The organism is Bradyrhizobium oligotrophicum, assembly GCF_051168495.1.
GTDB classification, from domain to species: domain Bacteria; phylum Pseudomonadota; class Alphaproteobacteria; order Rhizobiales; family Xanthobacteraceae; genus Bradyrhizobium; species Bradyrhizobium oligotrophicum_A.
This window is the reverse complement of record NZ_JBNPVB010000004.1, coordinates 1-24068: the sequence shown is the minus strand read 5'-3', so window position 1 is coordinate 24068 and position 24068 is coordinate 1. Positions and strand designations below refer to the sequence as shown.

The 24068-nt window shown below is 64.3% G+C and carries 35 protein-coding genes; all 35 read left to right on the top strand.

Translation table 11 applies throughout. From position 1 onward, the window contains the following. Positions 1 to 569 precede the first annotated feature (569 nt). The 35 genes from rpsL to ACQR1B_RS09340 all read left to right on the top strand — a co-directional run bounded on the left by rpsL (position 570) and on the right by ACQR1B_RS09340 (position 23951). Positions 570 to 941: a 30S ribosomal protein S12 gene (gene rpsL / locus ACQR1B_RS09510; protein WP_006611834.1), complete on the top strand. Its 372-nt coding sequence runs from the start codon at positions 570 to 572 to the stop codon at positions 939 to 941. 29 nt (positions 942 to 970) lie between these two features. Further along, positions 971 to 1441, top strand: a complete 471-nt coding sequence (gene rpsG / locus ACQR1B_RS09505) for a 30S ribosomal protein S7 (protein WP_284423126.1) — start codon at positions 971 to 973, stop codon at positions 1439 to 1441. Positions 1442 to 1474: 33 nt separating this feature from the next. Beyond that, entirely contained in the window at positions 1475 to 3547 is a 2073-nt protein-coding gene (fusA, locus tag ACQR1B_RS09500) for an elongation factor G (RefSeq protein ID WP_434831179.1), read from the top strand. 39 nt (positions 3548 to 3586) lie between these two features. Next, positions 3587 to 4777, top strand: coding sequence for an elongation factor Tu (gene tuf / locus ACQR1B_RS09495; RefSeq protein WP_006611837.1), 1191 nt, complete (start codon positions 3587 to 3589; stop codon positions 4775 to 4777). 90 nt (positions 4778 to 4867) lie between these two features. Then, a complete protein-coding gene (rpsJ, locus tag ACQR1B_RS09490) occupies positions 4868 to 5176 on the top strand; it encodes a 30S ribosomal protein S10 (protein ID WP_002712302.1) in 309 nt (102 codons plus the stop codon). A gap of 58 nt (positions 5177 to 5234) precedes the next feature. Beyond that, entirely contained in the window at positions 5235 to 5954 is a 720-nt protein-coding gene (gene rplC, locus ACQR1B_RS09485; RefSeq protein ID WP_006611838.1) for a 50S ribosomal protein L3, read from the top strand. After that, a complete protein-coding gene (gene rplD / locus ACQR1B_RS09480) occupies positions 5955 to 6575 on the top strand; it encodes a 50S ribosomal protein L4 (protein ID WP_315737598.1) in 621 nt (206 codons plus the stop codon). Further along, positions 6572 to 6871, top strand: coding sequence for a 50S ribosomal protein L23 (locus tag ACQR1B_RS09475; protein ID WP_284423129.1), 300 nt, complete (start codon positions 6572 to 6574; stop codon positions 6869 to 6871). Before rplD ends, ACQR1B_RS09475 begins: the two co-directional genes overlap by 4 nt. A 12-nt stretch (positions 6872 to 6883) precedes the next feature. Beyond that, a complete protein-coding gene (rplB, locus tag ACQR1B_RS09470; RefSeq protein ID WP_434831180.1) occupies positions 6884 to 7717 on the top strand; it encodes a 50S ribosomal protein L2 in 834 nt (277 codons plus the stop codon). A 12-nt stretch (positions 7718 to 7729) separates the two neighbouring features. Beyond that, positions 7730 to 8008 carry a 30S ribosomal protein S19 gene (gene rpsS, locus ACQR1B_RS09465; RefSeq protein WP_006611842.1) on the top strand — a complete coding sequence of 93 codons (279 nt, stop codon included), beginning with the start codon at positions 7730 to 7732 and terminating at the stop codon, positions 8006 to 8008. 10 nt (positions 8009 to 8018) lie between these two features. Further along, complete coding sequence (rplV, locus tag ACQR1B_RS09460; protein WP_015667616.1) at positions 8019 to 8399, top strand: 50S ribosomal protein L22; 381 nt, start codon at positions 8019 to 8021, stop codon at positions 8397 to 8399. 19 nt (positions 8400 to 8418) lie between these two features. Further along, positions 8419 to 9129, top strand: a complete 711-nt coding sequence (gene rpsC / locus ACQR1B_RS09455; protein ID WP_006611844.1) for a 30S ribosomal protein S3 — start codon at positions 8419 to 8421, stop codon at positions 9127 to 9129. Between the two features lie 40 nt (positions 9130 to 9169). Then, positions 9170 to 9583: a 50S ribosomal protein L16 gene (gene rplP / locus ACQR1B_RS09450; RefSeq protein WP_006611845.1), complete on the top strand. Its 414-nt coding sequence runs from the start codon at positions 9170 to 9172 to the stop codon at positions 9581 to 9583. 5 nt (positions 9584 to 9588) lie between these two features. Then, entirely contained in the window at positions 9589 to 9795 is a 207-nt protein-coding gene (gene rpmC / locus ACQR1B_RS09445) for a 50S ribosomal protein L29 (protein WP_006611846.1), read from the top strand. 10 nt (positions 9796 to 9805) lie between these two features. Continuing rightward, complete coding sequence (rpsQ, locus tag ACQR1B_RS09440; protein WP_008963469.1) at positions 9806 to 10054, top strand: 30S ribosomal protein S17; 249 nt, start codon at positions 9806 to 9808, stop codon at positions 10052 to 10054. Positions 10055 to 10154: 100 nt separating this feature from the next. After that, the gene (gene rplN / locus ACQR1B_RS09435; RefSeq protein ID WP_006611848.1) at positions 10155 to 10523 is read left to right on the top strand and encodes a 50S ribosomal protein L14; all 369 of its coding nucleotides are present in this window, start codon (positions 10155 to 10157) and stop codon (positions 10521 to 10523) included. Next, the gene (rplX, locus tag ACQR1B_RS09430; protein ID WP_434831181.1) at positions 10523 to 10837 is read left to right on the top strand and encodes a 50S ribosomal protein L24; all 315 of its coding nucleotides are present in this window, start codon (positions 10523 to 10525) and stop codon (positions 10835 to 10837) included. Before rplN ends, rplX begins: the two co-directional genes overlap by 1 nt. Beyond that, positions 10830 to 11387: a 50S ribosomal protein L5 gene (gene rplE, locus ACQR1B_RS09425; RefSeq protein ID WP_006611850.1), complete on the top strand. Its 558-nt coding sequence runs from the start codon at positions 10830 to 10832 to the stop codon at positions 11385 to 11387. Before rplX ends, rplE begins: the two co-directional genes overlap by 8 nt. 46 nt (positions 11388 to 11433) lie before the next feature. After that, on the top strand, positions 11434 to 11739 hold the full coding sequence (gene rpsN / locus ACQR1B_RS09420; RefSeq protein ID WP_006611851.1) for a 30S ribosomal protein S14: 306 nt from the start codon (positions 11434 to 11436) through the stop codon (positions 11737 to 11739). 12 nt (positions 11740 to 11751) lie between these two features. Beyond that, the gene (rpsH, locus tag ACQR1B_RS09415) at positions 11752 to 12150 is read left to right on the top strand and encodes a 30S ribosomal protein S8 (protein ID WP_006611852.1); all 399 of its coding nucleotides are present in this window, start codon (positions 11752 to 11754) and stop codon (positions 12148 to 12150) included. Positions 12151 to 12163: 13 nt separating this feature from the next. Continuing rightward, positions 12164 to 12697 carry a 50S ribosomal protein L6 gene (rplF, locus tag ACQR1B_RS09410; RefSeq protein ID WP_008963473.1) on the top strand — a complete coding sequence of 178 codons (534 nt, stop codon included), beginning with the start codon at positions 12164 to 12166 and terminating at the stop codon, positions 12695 to 12697. A gap of 11 nt (positions 12698 to 12708) precedes the next feature. Further along, positions 12709 to 13071 (top strand): 50S ribosomal protein L18, encoded by a 363-nt coding sequence (rplR, locus tag ACQR1B_RS09405; RefSeq protein WP_008963474.1) that lies wholly within the window; start codon positions 12709 to 12711, stop codon positions 13069 to 13071. A gap of 48 nt (positions 13072 to 13119) precedes the next feature. Continuing rightward, a complete protein-coding gene (gene rpsE / locus ACQR1B_RS09400) occupies positions 13120 to 13692 on the top strand; it encodes a 30S ribosomal protein S5 (protein WP_006611855.1) in 573 nt (190 codons plus the stop codon). Between the two features lie 45 nt (positions 13693 to 13737). Beyond that, positions 13738 to 13929: a 50S ribosomal protein L30 gene (gene rpmD, locus ACQR1B_RS09395; protein WP_434831182.1), complete on the top strand. Its 192-nt coding sequence runs from the start codon at positions 13738 to 13740 to the stop codon at positions 13927 to 13929. Between the two features lie 11 nt (positions 13930 to 13940). Further along, positions 13941 to 14426: a 50S ribosomal protein L15 gene (gene rplO, locus ACQR1B_RS09390; RefSeq protein ID WP_434831183.1), complete on the top strand. Its 486-nt coding sequence runs from the start codon at positions 13941 to 13943 to the stop codon at positions 14424 to 14426. Between the two features lie 156 nt (positions 14427 to 14582). Beyond that, a complete protein-coding gene (gene secY, locus ACQR1B_RS09385) occupies positions 14583 to 15914 on the top strand; it encodes a preprotein translocase subunit SecY (RefSeq protein ID WP_434831184.1) in 1332 nt (443 codons plus the stop codon). Between the two features lie 86 nt (positions 15915 to 16000). Continuing rightward, a complete protein-coding gene (locus ACQR1B_RS09380; protein WP_434831185.1) occupies positions 16001 to 16945 on the top strand; it encodes an adenylate kinase in 945 nt (314 codons plus the stop codon). Between the two features lie 194 nt (positions 16946 to 17139). Continuing rightward, the gene (gene rpsM, locus ACQR1B_RS09375; RefSeq protein ID WP_434831186.1) at positions 17140 to 17508 is read left to right on the top strand and encodes a 30S ribosomal protein S13; all 369 of its coding nucleotides are present in this window, start codon (positions 17140 to 17142) and stop codon (positions 17506 to 17508) included. Between the two features lie 130 nt (positions 17509 to 17638). Then, complete coding sequence (gene rpsK / locus ACQR1B_RS09370; protein ID WP_012045029.1) at positions 17639 to 18028, top strand: 30S ribosomal protein S11; 390 nt, start codon at positions 17639 to 17641, stop codon at positions 18026 to 18028. 112 nt (positions 18029 to 18140) lie between these two features. Next, complete coding sequence (locus ACQR1B_RS09365) at positions 18141 to 19172, top strand: DNA-directed RNA polymerase subunit alpha (RefSeq protein WP_434831187.1); 1032 nt, start codon at positions 18141 to 18143, stop codon at positions 19170 to 19172. 158 nt (positions 19173 to 19330) lie between these two features. Further along, positions 19331 to 19744, top strand: a complete 414-nt coding sequence (rplQ, locus tag ACQR1B_RS09360) for a 50S ribosomal protein L17 (RefSeq protein ID WP_284423139.1) — start codon at positions 19331 to 19333, stop codon at positions 19742 to 19744. 415 nt (positions 19745 to 20159) lie between these two features. Further along, positions 20160 to 20954 carry an SDR family NAD(P)-dependent oxidoreductase gene (locus ACQR1B_RS09355; RefSeq protein WP_434831188.1) on the top strand — a complete coding sequence of 265 codons (795 nt, stop codon included), beginning with the start codon at positions 20160 to 20162 and terminating at the stop codon, positions 20952 to 20954. Positions 20955 to 20962: 8 nt separating this feature from the next. Then, a complete protein-coding gene (locus ACQR1B_RS09350) occupies positions 20963 to 21259 on the top strand; it encodes a DUF1330 domain-containing protein (protein WP_434831189.1) in 297 nt (98 codons plus the stop codon). Positions 21260 to 21280: 21 nt separating this feature from the next. Further along, on the top strand, positions 21281 to 22621 hold the full coding sequence (locus ACQR1B_RS09345; RefSeq protein ID WP_434831190.1) for a chloride channel protein: 1341 nt from the start codon (positions 21281 to 21283) through the stop codon (positions 22619 to 22621). A 274-nt stretch (positions 22622 to 22895) separates the two neighbouring features. Further along, positions 22896 to 23951, top strand: a complete 1056-nt coding sequence (locus tag ACQR1B_RS09340; protein WP_434831191.1) for an ABC transporter substrate-binding protein — start codon at positions 22896 to 22898, stop codon at positions 23949 to 23951. Positions 23952 to 24068 lie beyond the last annotated feature (117 nt).

Here is a 24068-nt window from a genome sequence, read left to right as displayed (position 1 = left end):
GGCCATGACGCGTCCGCTGGAGGTCCTGGGCAGGCGGGGCGGTCCGCCGCTACCTTGCGGCCGCGTGGTGCCGCGGGAACGGAAACCGCAACGGCCAGAAGCGCTTCTTTGCGCATCCTGCAGTGTCGTTTTGCTTGACTTGGGTATTTACCGCTTATAAAAGGCCGGCACTCAACGACAGGCGGTGAGCTTCGCCAGCGTCGGTACGGACCACCCAGACCACCTCAAACGGGGCGGATTGGGCACCAACCTCGACGAATGCCGCTCAAACGCTGTCGATCATAGCTAGGCAATGCCAGAACGATATTAGATCTCTCGAGCCTGTTCTCTTGAGACCAATTTCGGATGCATGACCTCGGTAGGCCGCTCGCCAGCGCAAGCTGACAGGTGGTGATCGCGGTCCTCTGTGGCGTCAAGCGCTTTCCGTTCAGCGATGAACGGTTGGCGCGATTTCGTTTTGCGCGGGTTTTCGTCGCGCTGGGCGGCCCGGTGAGGCGGGGAACCTCGAACAGAATTTGCGGAAATCCGGTCGGGTTTCCGTTCGAACGTTGAGAAGGGTGAAGGCCAAGATGCCGACGATCAACCAGCTGATCGCAAATCCGCGCGAAGTGCAGAAGTCGCGCAAGAAGGTGCCGGCGCTGCAGCAGTCGCCGCAGAAGCGCGGCGTCTGCACGCGCGTCTACACCACGACTCCGAAGAAGCCGAACTCGGCGCTTCGTAAGGTCGCCAAGGTACGCCTGACCAACGGCTTCGAGGTGATCGGCTACATCCCGGGCGAGGGCCATAACCTGCAGGAGCACTCGGTGGTCATGATCCGCGGCGGCCGCGTCAAGGACCTGCCGGGTGTCCGTTACCACATCCTCCGCGGCGTGCTGGATACCCAGGGCGTCAAGAACCGTAAGCAGCGCCGTTCGAAGTACGGCGCGAAGCGTCCGAAGTAAGACGTTCGAGAAAAGCGGGAAAAGATCAGATGTCGCGTCGCCATTCAGCCGAAAAGCGTGAAGTGCTTCCGGATCCGAAGTTCGGGAACATCATCGTCACCAAGTTCATGAATTCGGTGATGTACGCCGGCAAGAAGTCGGTCGCCGAAGGTATCGTCTACGGTGCGTTCGGTCTCATCGAGGCCAAGACCAAGCAGAGCCCGCTGACGGTGTTCGAGCAGGCGCTCGACAACGTCATGCCGACGATCGAAGTGCGCTCGCGCCGCGTCGGTGGTGCGACGTATCAGGTTCCGGTCGAGGTGCGCTCGACCCGCCGGCAGGCACTGGGGATTCGCTGGCTGATCTCGGCTGCACGCGACCGCAACGAAAAGACCATGACCGAGCGGCTTTCGGCGGAGTTGCTCGACGCCTCCAACAACCGGGGCAATGCCGTGAAGAAGCGTGAAGACGTGCACCGGATGGCTGAAGCCAACCGCGCCTTCTCGCACTATCGCTGGTAACGGCGAAACCGACGGAAATCAGGGAACACACCCATGCCCCGCCAACACCCCATCGAAGACTATCGCAACTTCGGTATCATGGCGCATATCGACGCCGGTAAGACGACGACCACCGAGCGCATCCTGTACTACACGGGCAAGAGCCATAAGATCGGCGAAGTGCACGAAGGTGCCGCGACGATGGACTGGATGGAGCAGGAGCAGGAGCGTGGCATCACGATCACCTCGGCTGCGACCACCGCGTTTTGGAACGGCAAGCGCCTGAACATCATCGACACCCCCGGCCACGTCGACTTCACGATCGAGGTCGAGCGTTCGCTTCGCGTGCTCGACGGCGCCGTCTGCGTGCTCGACTCCAACCAGGGTGTCGAGCCTCAGACCGAGACCGTCTGGCGCCAGGGCGACAAGTACAAGGTGCCGCGCATCGTCTTCGCCAACAAGATGGACAAGACCGGCGCCGACTTCTTCAAGTGTCTGGCCGACATCGTCGACCGCCTTGGCGCGAAGCCGGTCGCGATTCAGCTTCCGATCGGCGCCGAGAACAATTTCAAGGGCTGCATCGACCTCGTGACGATGAAGGCGATCGTCTGGAACGACGAGTCGCTCGGCGCGAAGTTCGACTACACCGATATTCCGGAAGATCTCGCCGACCAGGCCAAGGAATACCGCGAGAAGCTGGTTGAGGCTGCCGTCGAGCTCGACGACGATGCCCTGACCGCGTTCCTCGACGGCAAGGAGCCGGACGAGGCGACGCTGAAGAAGCTGATCCGCAAGGCGGTTCTGACCGGCGCCTTCTATCCGGTGCTGTGCGGCTCGGCCTTCAAGAACAAGGGTGTGCAGCCCTTGCTCGACGCCGTCGTCGACTATCTGCCGTCGCCGCTCGACGTGCCCGCGATCAAGGGCACTGACGACAAGGGCAACGAAGTCGTGCGCAAGGCGGACGACAAGGAGCCGCTGGCGCTGCTCGCGTTCAAGATCATGGACGACCCGTTCGTCGGCACGATCACGTTCTGCCGCATCTATTCGGGCATCCTGGCCTCGGGCACGGGCGTCGTGAACTCGACCCGCGAGAAGAAGGAGCGCATCGGCCGCATGCTCTTGATGCACGCCAACAACCGCGAGGACATCAAGGAAGCCTATGCCGGCGACATCGTCGCTCTCGCCGGCCTCAAGGAAGCGCGCACCGGTGACACGCTGTGCGATCCGTCCAACCAGGTGATCCTGGAAAAGATGGAATTCCCGGAGCCGGTCATTGAGATCGCGATCGAGCCGAAGTCGAAGGCCGACCAGGAGAAGCTGGGCGTCGCGTTGGCGAAGCTCGCAGCCGAGGATCCGTCCTTCCGCGTGTCGACCGACCACGAGTCGGGCCAGACCATCCTCAAGGGCATGGGCGAGCTCCATCTCGACATCAAGGTCGACATCCTGAAGCGCACTTACAAGGTCGATGCCAACATCGGCGCGCCGCAGGTGGCGTTCCGTGAGCGCATCACCAAGCCGGCCAATGTGGACTACACCCACAAGAAGCAGACCGGCGGCACCGGCCAGTTCGCGGCCGTGAGCCTCGTGGTCGAGCCGAACGAGCCGGGCGGCGGCTATGTGTTCGAGTCCAAGATCGTCGGCGGTGCGGTTCCGAAGGAATACATCCCCGGCGTCGAAAAGGGCATCGAGAGCGTGCTCGGCGCAGGCGTGGTCGCCGGCTTCCCGGTGGTCGACGTCAAGGTGGCGCTGGTCGATGGCAAGTATCACGACGTCGACTCGTCGGCGCTGGCCTTCGAAATCGCTTCCCGCGCGGCCTTCCGCGAGGCGCTGCAGAAGGGCAAGTCGGTTCTGCTCGAGCCGATCATGAAGGTCGAAGTGGTGACCCCGGAAGACTACACCGGTTCGGTCATCGGCGACCTGAACTCGCGTCGTGGCCAGATCCAGGGCCAGGACATGCGCGGCAACGCCAACGTCATCAACGCGATGGTGCCGCTCATGAACATGTTCGGTTACGTGAATAACCTGCGCTCGATGAGCCAGGGGCGCGCGACCTTCACGATGCAGTTCTCGCACTACGCTGAAGCGCCGGCCAACGTGTCGGCTGAAGTCCAGAAGAAGTTTGCCTGATTGTCGTTAGCTCAGCTTAGCGACTGAACGGAGAGTCAAATGGCCAAAGCAAAGTTTGAACGTAACAAGCCGCACTGCAACATCGGCACCATCGGTCACGTCGACCACGGCAAGACCTCGTTGACCGCAGCGATCACCAAGATCCTGGCCGAGACGGGCGGTGCGACGTTCACTGCCTACGACCAGATCGACAAGGCGCCGGAAGAGAAGGCGCGCGGCATCACCATCTCGACCGCCCACGTCGAGTACGAGACCAAGAACCGCCACTACGCGCACGTCGACTGCCCCGGCCACGCCGACTACGTGAAGAACATGATCACCGGCGCCGCCCAGATGGACGGTGCGATCCTGGTCGTGTCGGCCGCCGACGGCCCGATGCCGCAGACCCGCGAGCACATCCTGCTCGCCCGTCAGGTCGGCGTGCCGGCGCTGGTCGTGTTCCTCAACAAGTGCGACATGGTCGACGATCCGGAGCTGCTCGAACTGGTCGAGCTCGAGGTTCGCGAGCTGCTCTCGAAGTACGAGTTCCCGGGCGACAAGATCCCGATCATCAAGGGGTCGGCGCTCGCCGCTCTCGAAGATTCGGACAAGAAGCTCGGCCACGACGCCATCCTCGAACTGATGCGCAATGTCGACGAGTACATCCCGCAGCCGGAGCGTCCGATCGACCAGCCCTTCCTGATGCCGGTCGAAGACGTGTTCTCGATCTCGGGACGCGGCACCGTGGTGACCGGCCGTGTCGAGCGCGGCATCATCAAGGTCGGTGAGGAAATCGAGATCGTCGGCATCCGTCCGACCCAGAAGACCACCGTCACCGGCGTCGAAATGTTCCGCAAGCTGCTCGATCAGGGCCAGGCCGGCGACAACATCGGTGCGCTGCTCCGCGGCACCAAGCGCGAGGACGTCGAGCGCGGCCAGGTGCTGTGCAAGCCGGGTTCGGTCAAGCCGCACACCAAGTTCAAGGCTGAGGCCTACATCCTCACCAAGGAAGAGGGCGGCCGTCACACTCCGTTCTTCACCAACTATCGTCCGCAGTTCTACTTCCGCACGACCGACGTGACCGGCGTCGTTCATCTGCCGGAAGGCACCGAGATGGTGATGCCGGGCGACAACATCGCGATGGAAGTGCACCTGATCGTGCCGATCGCGATGGAAGAGAAGCTGCGCTTCGCCATCCGTGAAGGCGGCCGCACCGTCGGCGCCGGCGTCGTCGCCTCGATCATCGAGTAACAACAGCGAATAGGGAATGGCGGGTGGCGAATGGAGAAATCCATTCGCTGTTCGCTACTCGCCACTCACTACTCAAAGAAAGATACGGCAATGAACGGCCAAAATATCCGCATCCGTCTCAAGGCGTTCGACCATCGGATCCTCGATACGTCGACGCGCGAGATCGTCAACACGGCGAAACGGACCGGTGCGCAGGTTCGCGGACCCATTCCGCTGCCGACCCGCATCGAGAAGTTCACCGTGAACCGTTCGCCGCACGTCGACAAGAAGAGCCGCGAGCAGTTCGAGATGCGCACCCACAAGCGCCTGCTCGACATCGTCGATCCGACCCCGCAGACCGTCGATGCTTTGATGAAGCTCGACCTGGCCGCTGGCGTCGACGTCGAGATCAAGCTCTAAGTTTTTGGATTCACGTTCGCACCTCACGCGGACATAGAGAAGAACAGGAAGCACGCCGATGCGCTCCGGAGTGATCGCACAAAAGGTCGGGATGACGCGGGTCTTCACGGAGACCGGCGAACATATCCCCGTGACCGTGCTGAAGCTCGGCAATTGCCAGGTGGTCGGTCACCGCACCACCGAGAAGAACGGCTACGTCGCTCTGCAGCTCGGCAGCGGCAGCCGCAAGACGGTCTACATGCCGAAGGCCGAGCGCGGCCAGTTCGCGGTCGCCAAGGTCGAGCCGAAGCGCAAGCTCGCCGAATTCCGTGTCAGCGAGGACTCGCTGATTCCGGTCGGCGCCGAGATCCAGGCCGATCACTTCGTCGTCGGCCAGTTCGTTGACGTCACCGGCACCTCGGTCGGTAAGGGCTTCGCCGGCGGCATGAAGCGCTGGAACTTCGGCGGTCTGCGCGCCACGCACGGTGTGTCGATCTCGCATCGTTCGATCGGTTCGACCGGTGGCCGTCAGGACCCCGGCAAGACCTGGAAGAACAAGAAGATGCCCGGTCACATGGGCGTCGACCGCATCACCACGCTCAACCTGCGTGTGGTGCAGACGGACGTCGAGCGCGGCCTGATCCTGGTGGAAGGTGCGGTGCCCGGCTCGAAGGGGGGCTGGATCTCGGTGCGCGACGCCGTGAAGAAGCCGCTGCCGAAGGAAGCGCCGAAGCCCGGCAAGTTCAAGGTCGCGGGTGAGCAGGCTGCCGAAGCGCCGGCCGTGCAGGAGGGCGCATAAATGGAACTGAAAGTCACCACGCTCGAGGGCAAGGAAGCCGGCTCCGTCCAGCTGTCCGACGCCATCTTCGGGCTTGAGCCGCGCGTAGACATCATCCAGCGCTGCGTTCAGTGGCAGCTGAACAAGCGTCAGGCCGGCACCCACAAGGCCAAGGGCCGCGCCGAGATCTGGCGCACCGGCAAGAAGATGTACAAGCAGAAGGGCACCGGTGGCGCCCGTCACGGCTCGGCACGCGTGCCGCAGTTCCGCGGCGGTGGCCGTGCCTTCGGTCCGGTCGTTCGCTCGCATGCGACCGACCTGCCGAAGAAGGTGCGTGCCCTGGCGCTGAAGCATGCGCTGTCGGCCAAGGCCAAGGACGGCGATCTGGTCGTGCTGGAGAACGCCACGCTTGAGGCGGCGAAGACCAAGGCGCTGATCGGTCACTTCTCCGGTCTCGGCCTGACCAACGCGCTGATCATCGACGGTGCCGAGCTGCACAACGGCTTTGCTGCTGCGGCCCGCAACATCCCGAACCTGGACGTGCTGCCGATCCAGGGCATCAACGTCTACGACATCCTGCGCCGTCAGAAGCTCGTTCTGACCAAGGCGGCGATCGATGCGCTGGAGGCGCGCTTCAAATGAAGACCATTGATCCGCGCCACTACGACATCATCATCGCGCCGGTCGTGACCGAGAAGGCGACCTTCGCGTCCGAGCAGAACAAGGTTCTGTTCAAGGTGGCCGCCAAGGCGACCAAGCCGCAGATCAAAGAGGCGATCGAGAAGCTGTTCGACGTCAAGGTCCGCAGCGTGAACACGCTGGTCCGCAAGGGCAAGACCAAGGTGTTCCGCGGCAATCTCGGGTCGCAATCGGACAGCAAGCGCGCGATCGTGACCCTCGAAGAGGGCCACCGCATCGACGTGACCACCGGACTGTAGGGCAGAGCTGCCATGGCACTGAAGACATTCAACCCCACGACGCCGGGCCAGCGCCAGCTGGTAATGGTCGATCGTTCGGCCCTCTACAAGGGCAAGCCGGTCAAGGCGCTGACCGAAGGCAAGCAGTCGAGCGGCGGCCGCAACAACACCGGCCGCATCACCGTCCGCTTCCTCGGCGGCGGCCACAAGCAGTCGTACCGCATGGTCGATTTCAAGCGCGACAAGGTCGACGTTCCCGCGACCGTCGAGCGCCTGGAATATGATCCGAACCGCACAGCCTTCATCGCCCTGGTCAAGTATCAGGACGGCGAGCTCGCCTACATCCTGGCGCCGCAGCGGCTTGCGGTCGGTGACACCATCATCGCCGGCAACTATGTCGACGTGAAGCCGGGCAACGTCATGCCGCTCGGCAACATGCCGGTGGGCACGATCGTGCACAACATCGAGGTGAAGATCGGCAAGGGCGGCCAGCTGGCGCGTTCGGCCGGCACCTACGCCCAGCTCGTCGGCCGCGACCATGACTACGTGATCGTCCGCCTGAACTCGGGCGAGCAGCGCTTGGTGCATGGCCGCTGCCGCGGCACCATCGGTGCGGTGTCGAACCCGGACCACATGAACACCTCGATCGGCAAGGCCGGCCGCACGCGTTGGTTGGGCCGCAGGCCCCACAACCGCGGTGTCTCGATGAACCCGATCGACCATCCGCACGGCGGCGGCGAAGGCCGTACCTCGGGCGGTCGTCACCCGGTCACTCCATGGGGCAAGCCCACCAAGGGCAAGAAGACCCGCACCAACAAGTCGACCGACAAATTCATTCTCTTGAGCCGCCACAAGCGGAAGAAGTAAGGAACGACGGACATGGTTCGTTCAGTCTGGAAAGGCCCGTTCGTCGAGGCGTCGCTGCTCAAGAAGGCAGATGCGGCGCGCGCGTCCGGCCGTCACGACGTCATCAAGATCTGGAGCCGCCGCTCGACCATCCTGCCGCAGTTCGTCGGCCTGACGTTCGGCGTCTACAACGGCCAGAAGCATGTGCCGGTGGCGATCAACGAAGAGATGGTCGGCCACAAGTTCGGCGAGTTCTCGCCGACCCGGACCTTCCACGGCCATTCGGGCGATAAGAAAGCCAAGAAGGCTTGAGGATTAAGCGATGAGCAAACCAAAGCGCGAACGGAGCCTCCCGGACAACGAGGCCAAGGCTGTGGCCCGGATGCTTCGGGTGAGCCCGCAGAAGCTGAACCTGGTGGCGCAGATGATCCGCGGCCGCAAGGCGTCGGCAGCCCTCGCCGACCTGCAGTTCTCGCGCAAGCGGATTGCGGTCGACGTCAAGAAGTGCCTGGAATCCGCGATCGCCAATGCCGAGAACAATCACGAGCTCGAGGTCGACGATCTCGTCGTCACGCAGGCTTTCGTCGGCAAGGGCATCGTGATGAAGCGTTTCTCGCCGCGCGGCCGTGGCCGTTCGGGCCGGGTTTTCAAACCGTTTTCGCAGCTGACGATCATTGTTCGTCAGGTCGAGGCGAGCGCTTAAAGAGCGCTGGGAGAATACGATGGGTCAAAAGATCAATCCGATCGGTCTGCGTCTCGGCATCAACCGGACCTGGGATTCGCGCTGGTTCGCCGGCAAGGCCGAGTATGGCAAGCTGCTGCATGAAGACGTCAAGATCCGCGAGATCCTGCACAAGGAGCTCAAGCAGGCGGCCGTCGCCCGCATCGTGATCGAGCGACCGCACAAGAAGTGCCGCGTGACGATCCACTCGGCGCGTCCGGGCGTCGTGATCGGCAAGAAGGGCGCCGACATCGACAAGCTGCGCAAGCGCGTCGCCGACATCACCTCGTCGGACGTCGTCATCAACATCGTCGAGATCCGCAAGCCGGAGCTCGATGCCACGCTGGTCGCCGAATCGATCGCGCAGCAGCTCGAGCGCCGCGTCGCGTTCCGCCGCGCCATGAAGCGCGCCGTGCAGTCGGCGATGCGTCTCGGCGCCGAGGGCATCCGCATCAACTGCTCGGGTCGTCTGGGCGGCGCGGAAATCGCCCGCATGGAATGGTACCGCGAGGGCCGGGTGCCGCTGCACACGCTGCGCGCCGACATCGACTACGGCGTGGCCACCGCGTTCACGACCTTCGGCACCTGCGGCGTGAAGGTCTGGATCTTCAAGGGCGAGATCCTCGAGCACGATCCGATGGCACAGGACAAGCGGATGAACGAGGGTGGTGGCGAAAGCCCGTCGCCGCGTTCGCGCCGCGACGCGGCCTGATCGATCAGCCGCGACAAGACAGGTTTGAGGGCTCAAAGCCATGATGCAACCAAAGAAGACCAAGTTCCGAAAGGCGCATAAGGGCCGTATCCACGGCGTTGCGTCGTCGGGCGCGACGCTGGCCTTCGGCCAGTTCGGGCTGAAGGCGATGGAGCCGGATCGCGTCACCGCGCGCCAGATCGAGGCCGCCCGTCGTGCGCTGACCCGTCACATGAAGCGCGCCGGCCGCGTCTGGATCCGGGTGTTCCCGGATCTGCCGGTGTCGAAGAAGCCGGCCGAAGTCCGCATGGGCTCCGGCAAGGGTTCGCCGGAATTGTGGGTGGCCCGCGTCAAGCCGGGCCGGGTGATGTTCGAGATCGACGGCGTCAGCAACCAGATCGCGCGCGAGGCGCTGACGCTGGCCGCTGCCAAGCTGCCGATCAAGACGCGCTTCGTCGAACGCATTGCGGAGTAATGGTCATGGCCGAGATGAAGATTGCCGACATTCGCGCGATGAGCCCCGACCAGATGGACGATGCGATCGTCAATCTGAAGAAGGAGCGCTTCAACCTGCGTTTTCAGCGCGCCACCGGGCAGCTCGAGAACACCGCGCGCCTGCGTGAGGCGCGCCGCGACATCGCCCGTATCAAGACCATCGCCGCGCAGCAGCGCGCCAAGACGAAGTAAGAGGCTCGACATGCCGAAACGGACCCTCCAGGGCGTTGTCGTCAGCGACAAGCAGGCCAAGACGGTGGTCGTGCGCGTCGACCGGCGCTTCACCCACCCGATCTACAAGAAGACGATCCGCCGCTCGAAGAACTACCACGCCCACGACGAGAACAACGAGTTCAAGCCGGGCGACATGGTCTGGATCGAGGAGAGCAAGCCGATCTCGAAGCTCAAGCGCTGGACGGTGGTCCGCGGCGAGCATAAGAAAACCGCCTGAGTCGTGAGACGCGGCCCTGATTGAAGGGGCCGGTTTCGCTTTCGGGATCAGAAAAGGCGCAGCTTTCCTGCGCAGCATATGAAGAGGACGAGGTGCATCAATGATTCAGATGCAGACCAACCTCGACGTGGCCGATAATTCCGGCGCACGCCGTGTTATGTGTATCAAGGTGCTGGGTGGCTCGAAGCGCCGCTATGCCACCGTCGGCGACATCATCGTGGTGTCGATCAAGGAAGCCATTCCGCGTGGCAAGGTGAAGAAGGGCGACGTCATGAAGGCCGTCGTGGTGCGCGTCCGCAAGGACATCCGCCGCGCCGACGGCTCGGTGATCCGCTTCGACCGCAACGCCGCCGTGCTGATCAACAACCAGTCGGAGCCGGTCGGCACCCGTATCTTCGGGCCGGTGCCGCGCGAGCTGCGCGCCAAGAACCACATGAAGATCATTTCGCTCGCTCCGGAGGTGCTGTGATGGCTGCCAAGATCCGCAAGGGCGACAAGGTGATCGTCCTGACCGGCCGCGACAAGGGTCGCACCGGCGAGGTGTTCGAGGTGCGCCCCGACGCCGGCACGGCGCTGGTGCGCGGCATCAACCTGGTGAAGCGTCACCAGAAGCAGACGCAGAACCAGGAGGGCGGCATCATCACCAAGGAAGCCCCGATCAACCTGTCGAACGTCGCCTATGTCGGCAAGGACGGCAAGCCGACGCGCGTCGGATTCAAGATTCAGGCGGACGGCAAGAAGGTCCGCGTTGCCAAGAGCTCGGGAGTTGAGATCGATGGCTGAGACCGCTTACACCCCGCGCCTCCGCACGGAATACGACCGCAAGATCAAGAGCGCGCTGACCGAGAAGTTCGGCTACGCCAACGTCATGCAGGTGCCGCGGCTCGACAAGGTCGTGCTGAACATGGGCATCGGCGAGGCCGTCAACGACCGCAAGAAGGCGGAGACGGCTGCGGCCGACCTGTCGCTGATCGCCGGTCAGAAGGCCGTCGTGACCTATTCGCGCGTCGCCATCGCGACCTTCAAGCTGCGTGAGAACCAGCCGATCGGCTGCAAGGTCACGCTGCGCAAGGCCAAGATGTACGAGTTCATCGACCGCCTGATCAACGTCGCGCTGCCGCGCGTCCGCGACTTCCGCGGCCTGAACCCGAAGAGCTTCGACGGCCGCGGCAACTACTCGCTCGGCATCAAGGAGCACATCATTTTCCCCGAGATCGACTTCGACAAGGCCGGGGAGAGCTGGGGCATGGACATCACGGTGTGCACCACCGCGACGACCGACGACGAGGCCCGTGCCCTTCTGACCGCATTCAATTTCCCGTTCCGGCAGTGAGCAGCTGACTTCTAGCTTCTCAAACGCGGATACCCAGGAGCCAAGCATGGCAAAGAAGAGTTCAGTCGAGAAGAACAACCGGCGCAAGAAGATGGCGAAGAACGCCGCTCCGAAGCGCGCCCGGTTGAAGGCGATCATCGCCGACAAGGAAAAGCCGATGGAGGAGCGCTTCGCCGCGACCCTGAAGCTCGCGGAAATGCCGCGCAACTCGTCGACCACCCGCATCCGCAACCGGTGCGAGCTGACGGGCCGTCCGCGGTCGAACTACCGCAAGAACAAGCTGAGCCGCATCGCGCTGCGCGAGCTCGGGTCCAAGGGCCTGGTTCCGGGCCTCGTGAAGTCGAGCTGGTAAGGAGGGTCGAACATGTCAACGCACGATCCCATCAGCGATCTGATCACCCGCATCCGCAACGCGCAGATGCGCTCGAAGTCGAAGGTCACGACCCCCGGCTCGAAGATGCGCGCCAGCGTGCTCGAAGTGCTGAAGTCCGAGGGCTACATCCGTGGCTATGCCACGATGGAGCATCCGTCGGGCCGCAGCGAGATCGAGATCGAGCTGAAGTATTTCGACGGCGAGCCCGTGATCCGCGAGATCGAGCGCGTCTCCAAGCCCGGCCGGCGCGTCTACACCTCGGTGAAGAACCTGCCGCGTGTGAACAACGGGCTCGGAATTTCTGTTTTGTCGACGCCGAAGGGAATCATGGCCGACCATAGCGCGCGTGACGCGAATGTCGGCGGTGAAGTTCTCTTCACGGTGTTCTAAGAAGGATTGAGCCATGTCACGTATTGGCAAGAAGCCTGTGACGGTGCCGTCCGGTGTGACCGCCACCGTCGACGGACAGACCGTCAAGATGAAGGGGCCGAAGGGCCAGCTTCAGTTCCTCGTCCATGACGACGTCGAGGTGAAGTTCGAGAACGGCCAGGTCAAGGTCGCTCCGCGCGCCGAGACCAAGCGCGCCCGTTCGCTCTACGGCACCGCGCGCGCCCAGATCGCCAACCTGGTCGAGGGCGTCACCAAGGGCTTCGAGAAGAAGCTCGAGATCACCGGCGTCGGCTACCGCGCCGCGATGCAGGGCAAGAACCTGCAGCTCGCGCTCGGCTACAGCCACGACGTCGTCTACCAGATCCCGGAAGGCATCACGATCGCCGTGCCGAAGCCGACCGAGATCACGATCACGGGCATCGACCCGCAGCGCGTCGGCCAGGTGGCCGCCGAAATCCGCGCCTACCGGCCGCCGGAGCCCTACAAGGGCAAGGGTGTGAAGTACGCGGGTGAATTCATCTTCCGCAAGGAAGGCAAGAAGAAGTAACGGAGCCGGACATGTCGAGAGCAAAGGTTACGAATGCCCGGCGCAAGCAGCGTGTGAGGCTGTCGCTGCGCCGCTCCGCCGGCGGCCGTCCGCGTCTGTCGGTGTTCCGTTCGTCGAAGCACATCTACGCCCAGGTCATCGACGACCAGAAGGGCGAGACGCTCGCCTCGGCGTCGTCGATGGAGAAGGAGATGCGCGCGGCCGGCAACACCGGTGCCGACATCGATGCGGCCAAGGCGGTGGGCAAGCTGCTCGCCGAGCGCGCGGTGAAGGCGGGGATCAAGGAAGTCGTGTTCGATCGCGGCGGCTATCTCTATCACGGGCGCGTCAAGGCGCTGGCCGACGCGGCGCGCGAGAGCGGGCTGAGCTTCTAACATCAACCGATTTGGGCGTCAGAGCCCCTCAGAAGATTGGATAGCACCATGGCAGGTGAACGGGAACGAGGCGGTCGCGATCGCAAGGAGCGCGAGGAGCGCGACAGCGAGTTCGTCGACAAGCTCGTCCACATCAACCGAGTCGCGAAGGTCGTGAAGGGCGGTAAGCGCTTCGGCTTTGCGGCGCTCGTCGTGATCGGCGATCAGAAGGGCCGGGTCGGTTTCGGCCACGGCAAGGCGCGCGAAGTGCCGGAGGCGATCCGCAAGGCGACCGACTCCGCCAAGCGCAACCTGACCCGCGTCGCGCTGCGCGAGGGCCGCACCCTGCACCACGACATCTTCGGTCGTCACGGTGCGGGCCGCGTCTATCTGCGTGCGGCTCCGGCCGGTACCGGCATCATCGCCGGCGGTCCGATGCGCGCCGTGTTCGAGACGCTGGGCATCCAGGACGTGGTGGCGAAGTCGATCGGCTCGTCGAACCCGTACAACATGGTGCGTGCGACCTTCAACGCGCTGAAGCACCAGGACAGCCCGCGCTCGGTTGCTGCGCGCCGCAACATCAAGGTGTCGACCCTGCAGGCCCGCCGCGTCGGTGGCGATGCCGAAGCAGCCGCCGACTAACGAACGCGCGCCGTCCTGCGGATGGCGCAACTCGGAGTGAACACCATGGCTAGCGCCAAGACGATCAAGATCGAGCAGATCGGCAGCCCGATCCGCCGGCATCACTCGCAGCGCGAGACGCTGATCGGGTTGAAGCTCAACAAGATCGGCCGGGTGACCGAGCTGCCGGATACGCCGGCGGTTCGCGGCATGATCACCAAGGTTCATCATCTCGTCCGCATCGTCGGCGAGAAGTAAGGAGAAGGGCGATGAAGCTCAGCGATATCGCCGACAACGCCGGTGCGCGCAAGAAGCGCATGCGCGTCGGCCGCGGCATCGGCTCCGGCAAGGGCAAGACCTCGGGCCGTGGCGGCAAGGGCCAGACCGCGCGCTCCGGCGTGCGCATCAAGGGCTTCGAGGGCGGTCAGATGCCGATGCATCGCCGGCTTCCGAAGCGCGGCTTCAACAACATCTTCGCGCTCGATTTCGTCGAAATCAATCTCGACCGGATCCAGCAGGCGATCGATGCGAAGAAGCTCGACGCCGGTAGCGTGATCAACGCCGAGTCCCTGATCAAGTCGGGCGCGCTGCGCCGGGCCAAGGACGGCGTGCGTCTGCTCGGCCGTGGCGAACTCACCGCGAAGATCAACATCGAGGTGCATGGCGCTTCGAAGTCGGCGATCGCGGCAGTCGAGAAGGCCGGCGGCACCGTGAAGCTCCTGGCTCCCGCCAAGGACGAAGGCGAAGCGGCGTAACTTCTGCGTCATCGCCCCGCACAGGCTGACGCCAAAGCGGGCAGGGCGATGGACAGAATGCGTCGGCGCACCAGATAATATCCGACGTCCGCCTCAAGCCCCGCGAGCCCTCGCGGGGCTCATCTGGTCAAGAAGGGCGGCGGGAGAAAGCTAGATATGGCCTCAGCAGCGGAACAACTCGCGGCAAACCTCAATTTCGGCGCGTTCGCGAAAGCCGACGAGCTGAAGAAGCGCATCTGGTTCACGCTCGGAGCGCTGCTCGTCTACCGCCTCGGTACCTACATCCCGCTGCCCGGCATCGATCCCAACATCTGGGATTCGGTGTTCCGCACCCAGGCCGGCGGCATTCTCGGGATGTTCAACATGTTCGCCGGCGGCGGCATCCACCGCATGGCGATCTTCGCGTTGAACATCATGCCGTACATCTCGGCATCGATCATCATCCAGCTCCTGACCACCGTCTCGCCGCAGCTCGAAGCGCTCAAGAAAGAGGGCGAGGCGGGCCGCAAGATGCTGAACCAGTACACCCGCTATCTGACCGTGATTCTCGCTGCGGTGCAGTCCTACGGCATTGCCGTCGGTCTCGAAGGCGCCGGCAACGTCGTCGCCGATCCCGGCCTGTTCTTCCGCCTCTCGACCGCGATCACGCTGACCGGCGGCACCATGTTCCTGATGTGGCTGGGCGAGCAGATCACCTCGCGCGGCATCGGCAACGGTATTTCTCTGATCATCCTCTCCGGCATCGTGGCGGAGCTGCCCTCGGCGCTCGCCAACATGCTGGAGCTGGGCCGCCAGGGCGCGCTGTCGACCGGCCTGATCCTGGTCGTCATCGTGATGGCGGTCGCCGTGATCGCCTTCATCGTGTTCATGGAGCGCGCCCAGCGCCGCCTGTTGATCCAATATCCGAAGCGCCAGGTCGGCAACAAGATGTTCGAGGGCCAGTCCTCGCATCTGCCGCTGAAGCTGAACACCTCGGGCGTGATCCCGCCGATCTTCGCCTCGTCGCTGCTGCTGCTGCCGACCACCGTCGCCAACTTCAACGCCGGCAAGGGCCCGGAGTGGTTCCAGTGGATTACGACCCAGCTCGGCCACGGCCGGCCGCTGTTCCTGATCCTCTATCTGGCGCTGATCCTGTTCTTCGCCTTCTTCTACACCGCGATCGTGTTCAATCCGACCGAGACCGCGGACAATCTGAAGAAGCATGGCGGCTTCATTCCCGGCATCCGGCCGGGCGAGCGCACGGCGGAATACATCGATTACGTGCTGTCGCGGATCACCGTGCTCGGTGCGGTCTATCTCGCGATCGTCTGTCTGATCCCCGAAATTCTGATTTCCTACGCGTCCGTCCCGTTCTACTTTGGTGGCACTTCGCTTCTGATCGTGGTCAGCGTTACGATGGATACCGTCGCGCAGGTTCAGGGGTATCTGCTCGCCCACCAGTATGAGGGGCTGATCAGGAAGTCGAAATTGCGGGGGCGCCGCCGCTGACAGCGGTGGCTCGGGGCCCGGGAACCACAAGCCAAGAACAAGGTGTGCGGGAGGGTCGCCCACCGTGTGCCGGGGGGCGGAATTCAATGAGACTCATTCTTCTGGGACCGCCCGGTTCGGGCAAGGGCACGCAGGCGCAGCGCCTGGTGCAGCGTCACGGCATCGTGCAGCTGTCGACCGGTGACATGCTGCGGGCCGCCGTGGCCGCGCAGACGCCGATCGGGCTGAAAGCCAAGGACATCATGGCCGCCGGTGGGCTGGTGCCCGACGAGGTCGTGGTCGGCATCATCGCCGACCGGATCGAGCAGCCGGACGCAGCCAATGGCTTCATCCTGGACGGCTTCCCGCGCACCGTGCCGCAGGCCGAGGCGCTGGATGCGCTCCTGAAGCAGATGCAGATGAAGCTCGATGCCGTGATCGAGCTCCGGGTCAACGAGGGCGTGCTGCTGGAGCGCGTCGAGCGCCGGGCCGCCGAGATGCAGGCGCGAGGCGAGGCCGTGCGCGCCGACGACACGCCGGAAGTCCTCACCAAGCGGCTGGCCAGCTACCGTGACCAGACCGAGCCCCTGATCCATTATTATTCCGACCACCGGATGCTCGCGACCGTCGACGGCATGATGTCGATCGAGCAGGTCACCGAGGAGATCGGGCGGATCCTGGCGGCGGTGGGCAAGAGCGGCGGCAGCCGGGCGGCCAAGAGGGCGAGCCCGGCCAAGCGCAGCGCCAAGTCAGCGGGCAAGGCGCCGGCCAAATCTGCAAAATCGGCCGTGAAGAAAGCGACCAAGAAGGCCGCCAAGAAAGGCACCAAGGCGGCCGCACCGGCCAAGAAGGCTGCCAAAACGGCCGAGAAGGCGGGCAAAAAAGCCGCCAAGACTGCGCCGAAGAAGGCCTCCAAGGCCTCCGGCAGGGCGTCCAAACCCGCCGGCAGGGCCTCCAAGGCCGCGGGCAGGGGCGCGAAGGCCGCGGCCAAGGCGGCCAAGGGAACCCGGAAAACCTCTGCAAAATCTGCAAAAAAGCCCACCAAGAGGTGACCGAATCTTCTAGGGACGGTTGACGACCGTCGTGTGAATCCATTAATAAGCCCGCATCCAAGTCGGATAGTTTTCCAAGATGCCGGGCCCCGCCAAACGAGGGGTGGGCGTCTTGTTCGCGTTTGCGGACGCTTGCCCGAGATAGCGAGAATCAAGGCCGGTCCGTCCTGGGATCGGTGACAGGAGAGAAGTCCGTGGCCCGTATTGCCGGTGTCAACATCCCGACCAACAAGCGCGTCCTGATCGCGCTCCAGTACATCCATGGCATCGGCCCGAAGATCGCGGCCGAGATCCTGGAGAAGGTGAAGATCGCCGAGGATCGCCGCGTCAATCAGCTCAGCGACCAGGAAGTCCTGCAGGTCCGCGAAGTGATCGACCGCGACTACGTCGTCGAGGGTGACCTGCGGCGCGAGACCGGTATCAACATCAAGCGGCTGATGGACCTCGGCTGCTACCGCGGCCTGCGTCATCGCCGCGGCCTGCCGGTGCGCGGTCAGCGCACCCACACCAATGCGCGCACGCGCAAGGGGCCGGCCAAGGCGATCGCCGGCAAGAAGAAGTAATCTGGCGAATTGCTAATGGCGGGTGGCGAATAGGGCAATGCCCCTGTTCGCTGCTCGCTATTCACCATTCGCTTTTCTGGTGTAGCCGCTGGCACTACGGCGGCGTTGAGATCTCGAGAAAGGTACCTATATGGCCAAGGAAGCCACACGTGTCCGCCGCCGCGAGCGCAAGAACATCGCCTCCGGCGTCGCCCACGTGAATTCGTCGTTCAACAACACGACCATCACCATCACAGACGCGCAGGGCAACACCATTGCCTGGTCGTCGGCCGGCACGATGGGCTTCAAGGGATCGCGCAAGTCGACCCCGTATGCCGCGCAGGTCGCGGCGGAGGACGTGTCCAAGAAGGCCCAGGAACATGGCATGCGCACCCTCGAGGTCGAGGTTGCGGGTCCGGGTTCGGGCCGTGAGTCGGCGCTCCGCGCGCTGCAGGCCGCGGGTTTCACCGTCACGTCGATCCGCGACGTGACGACGATCCCGCACAATGGTTGCCGTCCGCGCAAGCGCCGGCGCGTCTGATGTGAAGGAGGCGGACAGCATGTCCGCCTCGTCGTGCTTTTGAGACATTTCGACTGCCGCGATCTGAAGCGCGGTTCTCCAACGCCAGTCAGTCAGATCCCATGACTGGCCCATGGGTGAAACAGTGACGATCCAGAAGAATTGGCAAGAATTGATTCGGCCGAACAAGCTCCAGGTCACGCCGGGCTCCGACGCGACCCGTTTCGCGACCGTGGTTGCCGAGCCGCTGGAGCGCGGCTTCGGCCAGACTCTGGGCAACGCGCTCCGCCGCATCCTGCTGTCGTCGCTGCAGGGCGCCGCCGTGCAGTCGGTGCACATCGACGGCGTGCTGCACGAGTTCTCCTCGATCGCCGGTGTCCGCGAGGACGTCACCGACATCGTGCTGAACATCAAGGACATCTCGATCAAGATGCAGGGCGAAGGCCCAAAGCGGATGGTCGTGAAGAAGCAGGGGCCCGGGGCCGTCACTGCCGGTGACATCCAGACCGTCGGCGACGTGGTCGTGCTCAATCCGGACCTGCAGCTCTGCACCCTGGACGAGGGCGCCGAGATCCGCATGGAATTCACGGTCGCGACCGGCAAAGGCTATGTCGCCGCCGAGCGCAACCGTCCTGAGGATGCGCCGATCGGCCTGATCCCGGTCGACAGCCTGTTCTCGCCGGTCCGCAAGGTCTCCTACAAGGTCGAGAACACCCGCGAGGGCCAGATCCTCGACTACGACAAGCTGACCATGACGATCGAGACCAACGGCGCGATCACGCCGGAGGACGCGGTGGCCTATGCCGCCCGCATCCTGCAGGATCAGCTCAATGTCTTCGTCAACTTCGAAGAGCCGCGCAAGGAAGTCGCCCAGGAGATCATCCCGGACCTCGCCTTCAACCCGGCCTTCCTCAAGAAGGTGGATGAGCTCGAGCTGTCGGTGCGTTCGGCGAACTGCCTGAAGAACGACAACATCGTCTACATCGGCGACCTCGTGCAGAAGTCGGAAGCGGAGATGCTGCGCACCCCGAACTTCGGCCGCAAGTCGCTGAACGAGATCAAGGAAGTGCTGGCCCAGATGGGTCTGCATCTCGGCATGGAAGTGCCGGGCTGGCCGCCGGAGAACATCGACGAACTGGCCAAGCGCTTCGAGGATCACTACTGAGCGAATAGGGAGTGGCGAATAGCGAATAGGGGATCTGGCGAGGGGAAACCATTCGCTCATCGCCATTCACTACTCGCCTCTCTGGGCGAACGCAGGCAGCCCACCTGAGCAAATGTCCGACGAACCGTCGCGGCAGATTGAAATGAAGGACTAGGAATATGCGTCACGGCAAGGTTCATCGGAAGCTCAACCGCACCGCCGAGCATCGCAAGGCGATGTTCGCCAACATGTGCGCCGCGCTGATCAAGCATGAGCAGATCGTCACCACGCTGCCCAAGGCCAAGGAGCTGCGGCCGATCGTCGAGAAGCTGGTCACGCTCGGCAAGAAGGGCGGCCTGGCGCTGCGCCGGCAGGCCATCTCCGAGATGCGCGACGTCGACCAGGTCAAGAAGCTGTTCGACGTGCTGGCGCCCCGCTACAAGGACCGCAACGGCGGCTACACCCGCATCATCAAGGCCGGCTTCCGCTACGGCGACAACGCCGCGATGGCCGTGATCGAGTTCGTCGATCGCGACGTTGATGCCAAGGGCCAGGATTCCGGCCCGGTGCAGGAGACCTCGGAAGCCGCGTAAGCGGATCCGGTCCACGGTTCTGCAAAGCGGCGCCTTCGGGCGCCGTTTTTCGTTTTCGGAAGGGTCGTTGGGCCGCGGCTCGGCTGCGTGGCGGACGAAGATGAGCGTGGTGGGTCGGAGCATCAGCTATCAGCACGGCAGAGCTGCAGATCGTCTACGAGCCGACCAGTAGAACTGCGCCGCGATCCGCTTCCTGACGGAATATGCGATCCTCGAACGCTTTGCTGTGGAGTTTGTGCAGCTGCTGAAGGGCCGGGGCGAGGTCGCGACCCTCATGGGGACCACGGGCTAGGAGTTCGGCCTGCGCCGCCAGGCTTGGCTCGCAAGCGAAAGGGGATCAGCTCTGCGCATAGCGCGTTGGGTGTCGGCGCAACGACACCCATATTCGTTCCCTCAGCACAACGGAGAGCTGCTCATGCACATCGACCTCTCGGGAAAAACCGCGCTCGTGACCGGCTCGACTGCCGGCATCGGCTTTGCCATCGCCAAGGGACTCGCCGCGTCCGGCGCGGAGGTGATCATCAATGGCCGCAGCCAGGGCCGTGTCGATGAGGCCGTCGCCAAGCTGAAGCAGGCGATCCCCGCCGCCAGGCTCCGCGGCGTCGCCGGCGATGTCGCTCAGATCGATGGCGGCAATGCCGTGGTCACCGCGGTCCCCGAGGTCGACATCCTCATCAACAATGCCGGCATCTTCGAGCCGAAGGACTTCTTCGACATTCCCGACGAGGACTGGAGCCGCTTCTTCGAGGTCAACGTCATGTCCGGTGTGCGCATGGCGCGCGCCTACATGCAGGGCATGCTGAAGCGCAACTGGGGCCGCATCGTCTTCATCTCCTCGGAGTCGGCGCTGAGCATCCCGACCGAAATGATCCACTACGGCACGACCAAGACCGCCCAGCTCGCGGTGTCGCGCGGGCTTGCCAAGCTGACCCGCGGCACCGGGGTCACCGTCAACGCCGTGCTGCCGGGACCGACGATGTCGGAGGGCGTGCAGACCTTCGTCAAGGATCTGGCGCGCCAGAACGGCCAGTCGGAGGAAGAGGCGGCTTCCTCCTTCGTCAAGCAGCACCGGCCGGCCTCGCTGCTGCAGCGCTTCGCCAGCGTCGAGGAGATCGCCAACATGGTGGTCTACGTGGCGTCGAAGGAGGCGTCTGCCACCAACGGCGCGGCGCTGCGGGTCGAGGGCGGCCTCGTCGACACCATCGCCTGAGGCCGCCGATGGCGGCCTACGTCATCTCCGAGGTCGAGGTGCGCGACGCCGAGGCGATGGAGCGGTACCGCACCTGTGCGGCGCGCTCGATCGCGCAATATGGCGGGCGTTATCTCGTCCGCGGCGGCCCGGCCGAGACGGTCGAAGGCGAGCCGCCGCCGAAGACCCTCATCATCGTCGAGTTCCTGTCGATGGCGCGGCTCCGCGAATGGTATGCATCGCCCGAATATGCCGAGGCCCTGGGCGAGCGCGAGAGGGCGCTGGACCGCCGGCTGATTTTCGTCGAGGGTGTTGCACCTGCGTAAATTTCGGACCGTGCCGCGCCCATGTTGAAGATCACCCCCCGCCGCAAGCGTTGGCTCAAGCTGACCTCGGCGCGGTGGCAGCGGCGGGTGCTGTTCGTCGCTGGCGGGCTGGTGGTCGGCGCCGCAGCGGTGGCGCTGGCGGAGCTCGCCGACCAAGCCCAACTCGCCTTCAACTGGCTGCTGTCGAAATCGCGCTACGCCTCGCTCGTGGTCACACCGGCCGGTTTCGCGCTGTCGGTCTATCTGACCCAGCGCTATTTTCCGAACGCGCAAGGCAGCGGCATTCCGCAGGCGATGGCCGCGCGGCATCTGTCGGACACAAGGGCGCGCAGCCCCCTGGTGTCGATCCGGGTCGCGATCGGCAAAGTGCTGCTGACGCTGCTCGGGCTGCTGTGCGGCGGCTCGGTCGGCCGCGAGGGGCCGACGGTCCAGGTCGGGGCCTCCATCATGTTCGCGCTCGGCCGGCTGTCGCCACGGCGGCAGCCCGGGTTGATCCTGGCCGGAGCTGCGGCCGGGGTCGCGGCGGCCTTTAATACGCCGCTGGCCGGCATCGTGTTCGGCATCGAGGAGATGAGCCGCGCCTTCGAGACGCGGACCTCGAGCCTCGTCATCGCCACCGTGATCGCCGCCGGCCTGACCTCGCTGGCGCTGATGGGCAACTACGCCTATTTCGGCACCACGCCGATCGCATTGGCCAAGGGCATCGACTGGCTCGCCGTGCCGCTCTGCGGGGTGGTCGGCGGGGCCGCCGGCGGCCTGTTCAGCCGCATCCTGATCACCATGGCGCGCGGCCTGCCCGGAGCCGTGGGCCTGTTCATCAAGCGCCGGAAGCTGCCGTTCGCGCTCGTCTGCGGCTTCGCCGTCGCGCTGTGCGGGCTGGCCTCCGGCGACACGGTCTACGGCACCGGCTACGCGCAGGTGAAGGCGGCGCTGGAGACCGGCACGCCGTTGCCGGCCGATTTCGGCGTGCTCAAGTTCCTGGCCACGACCTTCGCCGCCATCAGCGGCATTCCCGGCGGCATCTTCGCGCCGTCGCTCGCCGTTGGTGCCGGCATCGGCGCCAACATCGCCAGCCTGTTCCACGGAATGCCGCTGGCGCCGATCATGCTGCTCGGCATGGTCGCGTATTTCGCCGGCGTGGTGCAGGCGCCGATCACCGCCTTCGTCATCGTCACCGAGATGACCGACAACCACGCGATGGTGGTGCCGCTGATGATGGCCTCGCTGATTGCCTATGGCACCTCCAGGCTGATCTGCGAGGAGGGGCTCTATCACGCGCTGGCCAAGGGTTTCGTCACGACCGCCGAGGCCCAAGCAGATGCCAAGGCAAATGCAACGTCCGAGACGGTGCGGGCGCCATGATGCTGCGGCCGTGGGCAGGCTGATGCCCGATTGAGCGCGCTCGCCGCGCCTTGCAACGCACAACAACAAATTCCTCTGCGAGTTCAACATCGTGCCGTTGGCACACCGCTTGCGTAGTTGAGCGCAGCGCAGAGCATCGCTCTCTTGGGTTGGCGTGCCCATCGTCGGGATCCCGTGGGGTCGGTGGGACGATGCAGGTCGCGCCCGCCGTCGGTGGAGCTTGTCGCTCGTCGCCATCATGGGGTCCATCCCGTCGTCATGGATGGAGACTCGCATGTGCGATCGTGACGGAACCTTTTATCGCAGCTTCTCTCGCCGAAGTTTCATCAAGACCTCGGTGGCCGCCGCAGCCGCCACCGTTGCCGTTCCCGCTCATCTCGCCGCGCTACTGACGCCGACGCCGGCGATGGCCGCGACCGTCATCAAGGCCACCCATGGCTCCGGCTTCTGCAACATGGGCATCTTCCTCGCCAAGGAACGCAACCTCACGGTTGCCGACGGCGTCGAACTCGAATTCGTCGTCACGCCGTCGAACACCGAGATCACCACGATGTTCGGCGCGGGGCTCGTCGACATCTCGATGATCCCGTACTCCAACTTCATGACGCTCTATGACGCCGGCGCGCCGGTGAAGATCGTCGCCGGCGGCGGCGTGCAGGGCTGCATCATCGTCGCCAAGGAAGGCATCAAGTCCGCGGCCGACCTCAAGGGCAAGACGTTCGGCACGTTCCAGGCCGACACGCTCGAAGTGCTGCCCTACGACTACCTGAAGAAGGCCGGGCTGTCGTTCAAGGACGTCGACATCAAATATCTCGACACCTCGCCGGAGCTCGCGCAGGCCTTCATGGCCGGCGCGCTCGACGCGATCTGTCACATCGAGCCCTATGCCACGCAATGCGTGCAGCAGCGCAAGGGCGCGACCGTGCTGTCCGACGGCACCGACCTCTACGGCAAGGGCTATTCGGACTGCGTGCTGGCGGCGCGCGTTCCGCTGATCGAGAAGAACCCGGCGGCCGTGAAGGCCGTGATCAAGGCGTTGATGGTGGCGCAGAGCCAGGCCGAGGCCGACAAGACCGCAGCGCTCAAGGACACCGTCGGCAAGTACTACAAGACCTCGATGGAGGCGGCGATCGATGCGTCGGCCAAGCAGCCGATCGTGGTCGACCAGCGCAGCCAGACCCAGTTCATCATCGATCGCGGCGCCTCGATGAAGGAACTCGGCTACGTCAAGAAGCTGCCCGATCAGGGCGCCTTCGACTGGTCGCTGCTGGAGGCCGTCATCGCCGACAACAAGGCGCTGTATGACGGGCTGAAGCTGAAATCGGCGTAGGAGTTTGTGGCCATCCTTCGAGATGCATCGCTCGCGCGATGCTCCTCAGAGTGTGAGAATGTTTTGTCGTTTCCACCAGTTTGCGACTGTTGGGTGGGGTTTTCCAAGAAACTCTCG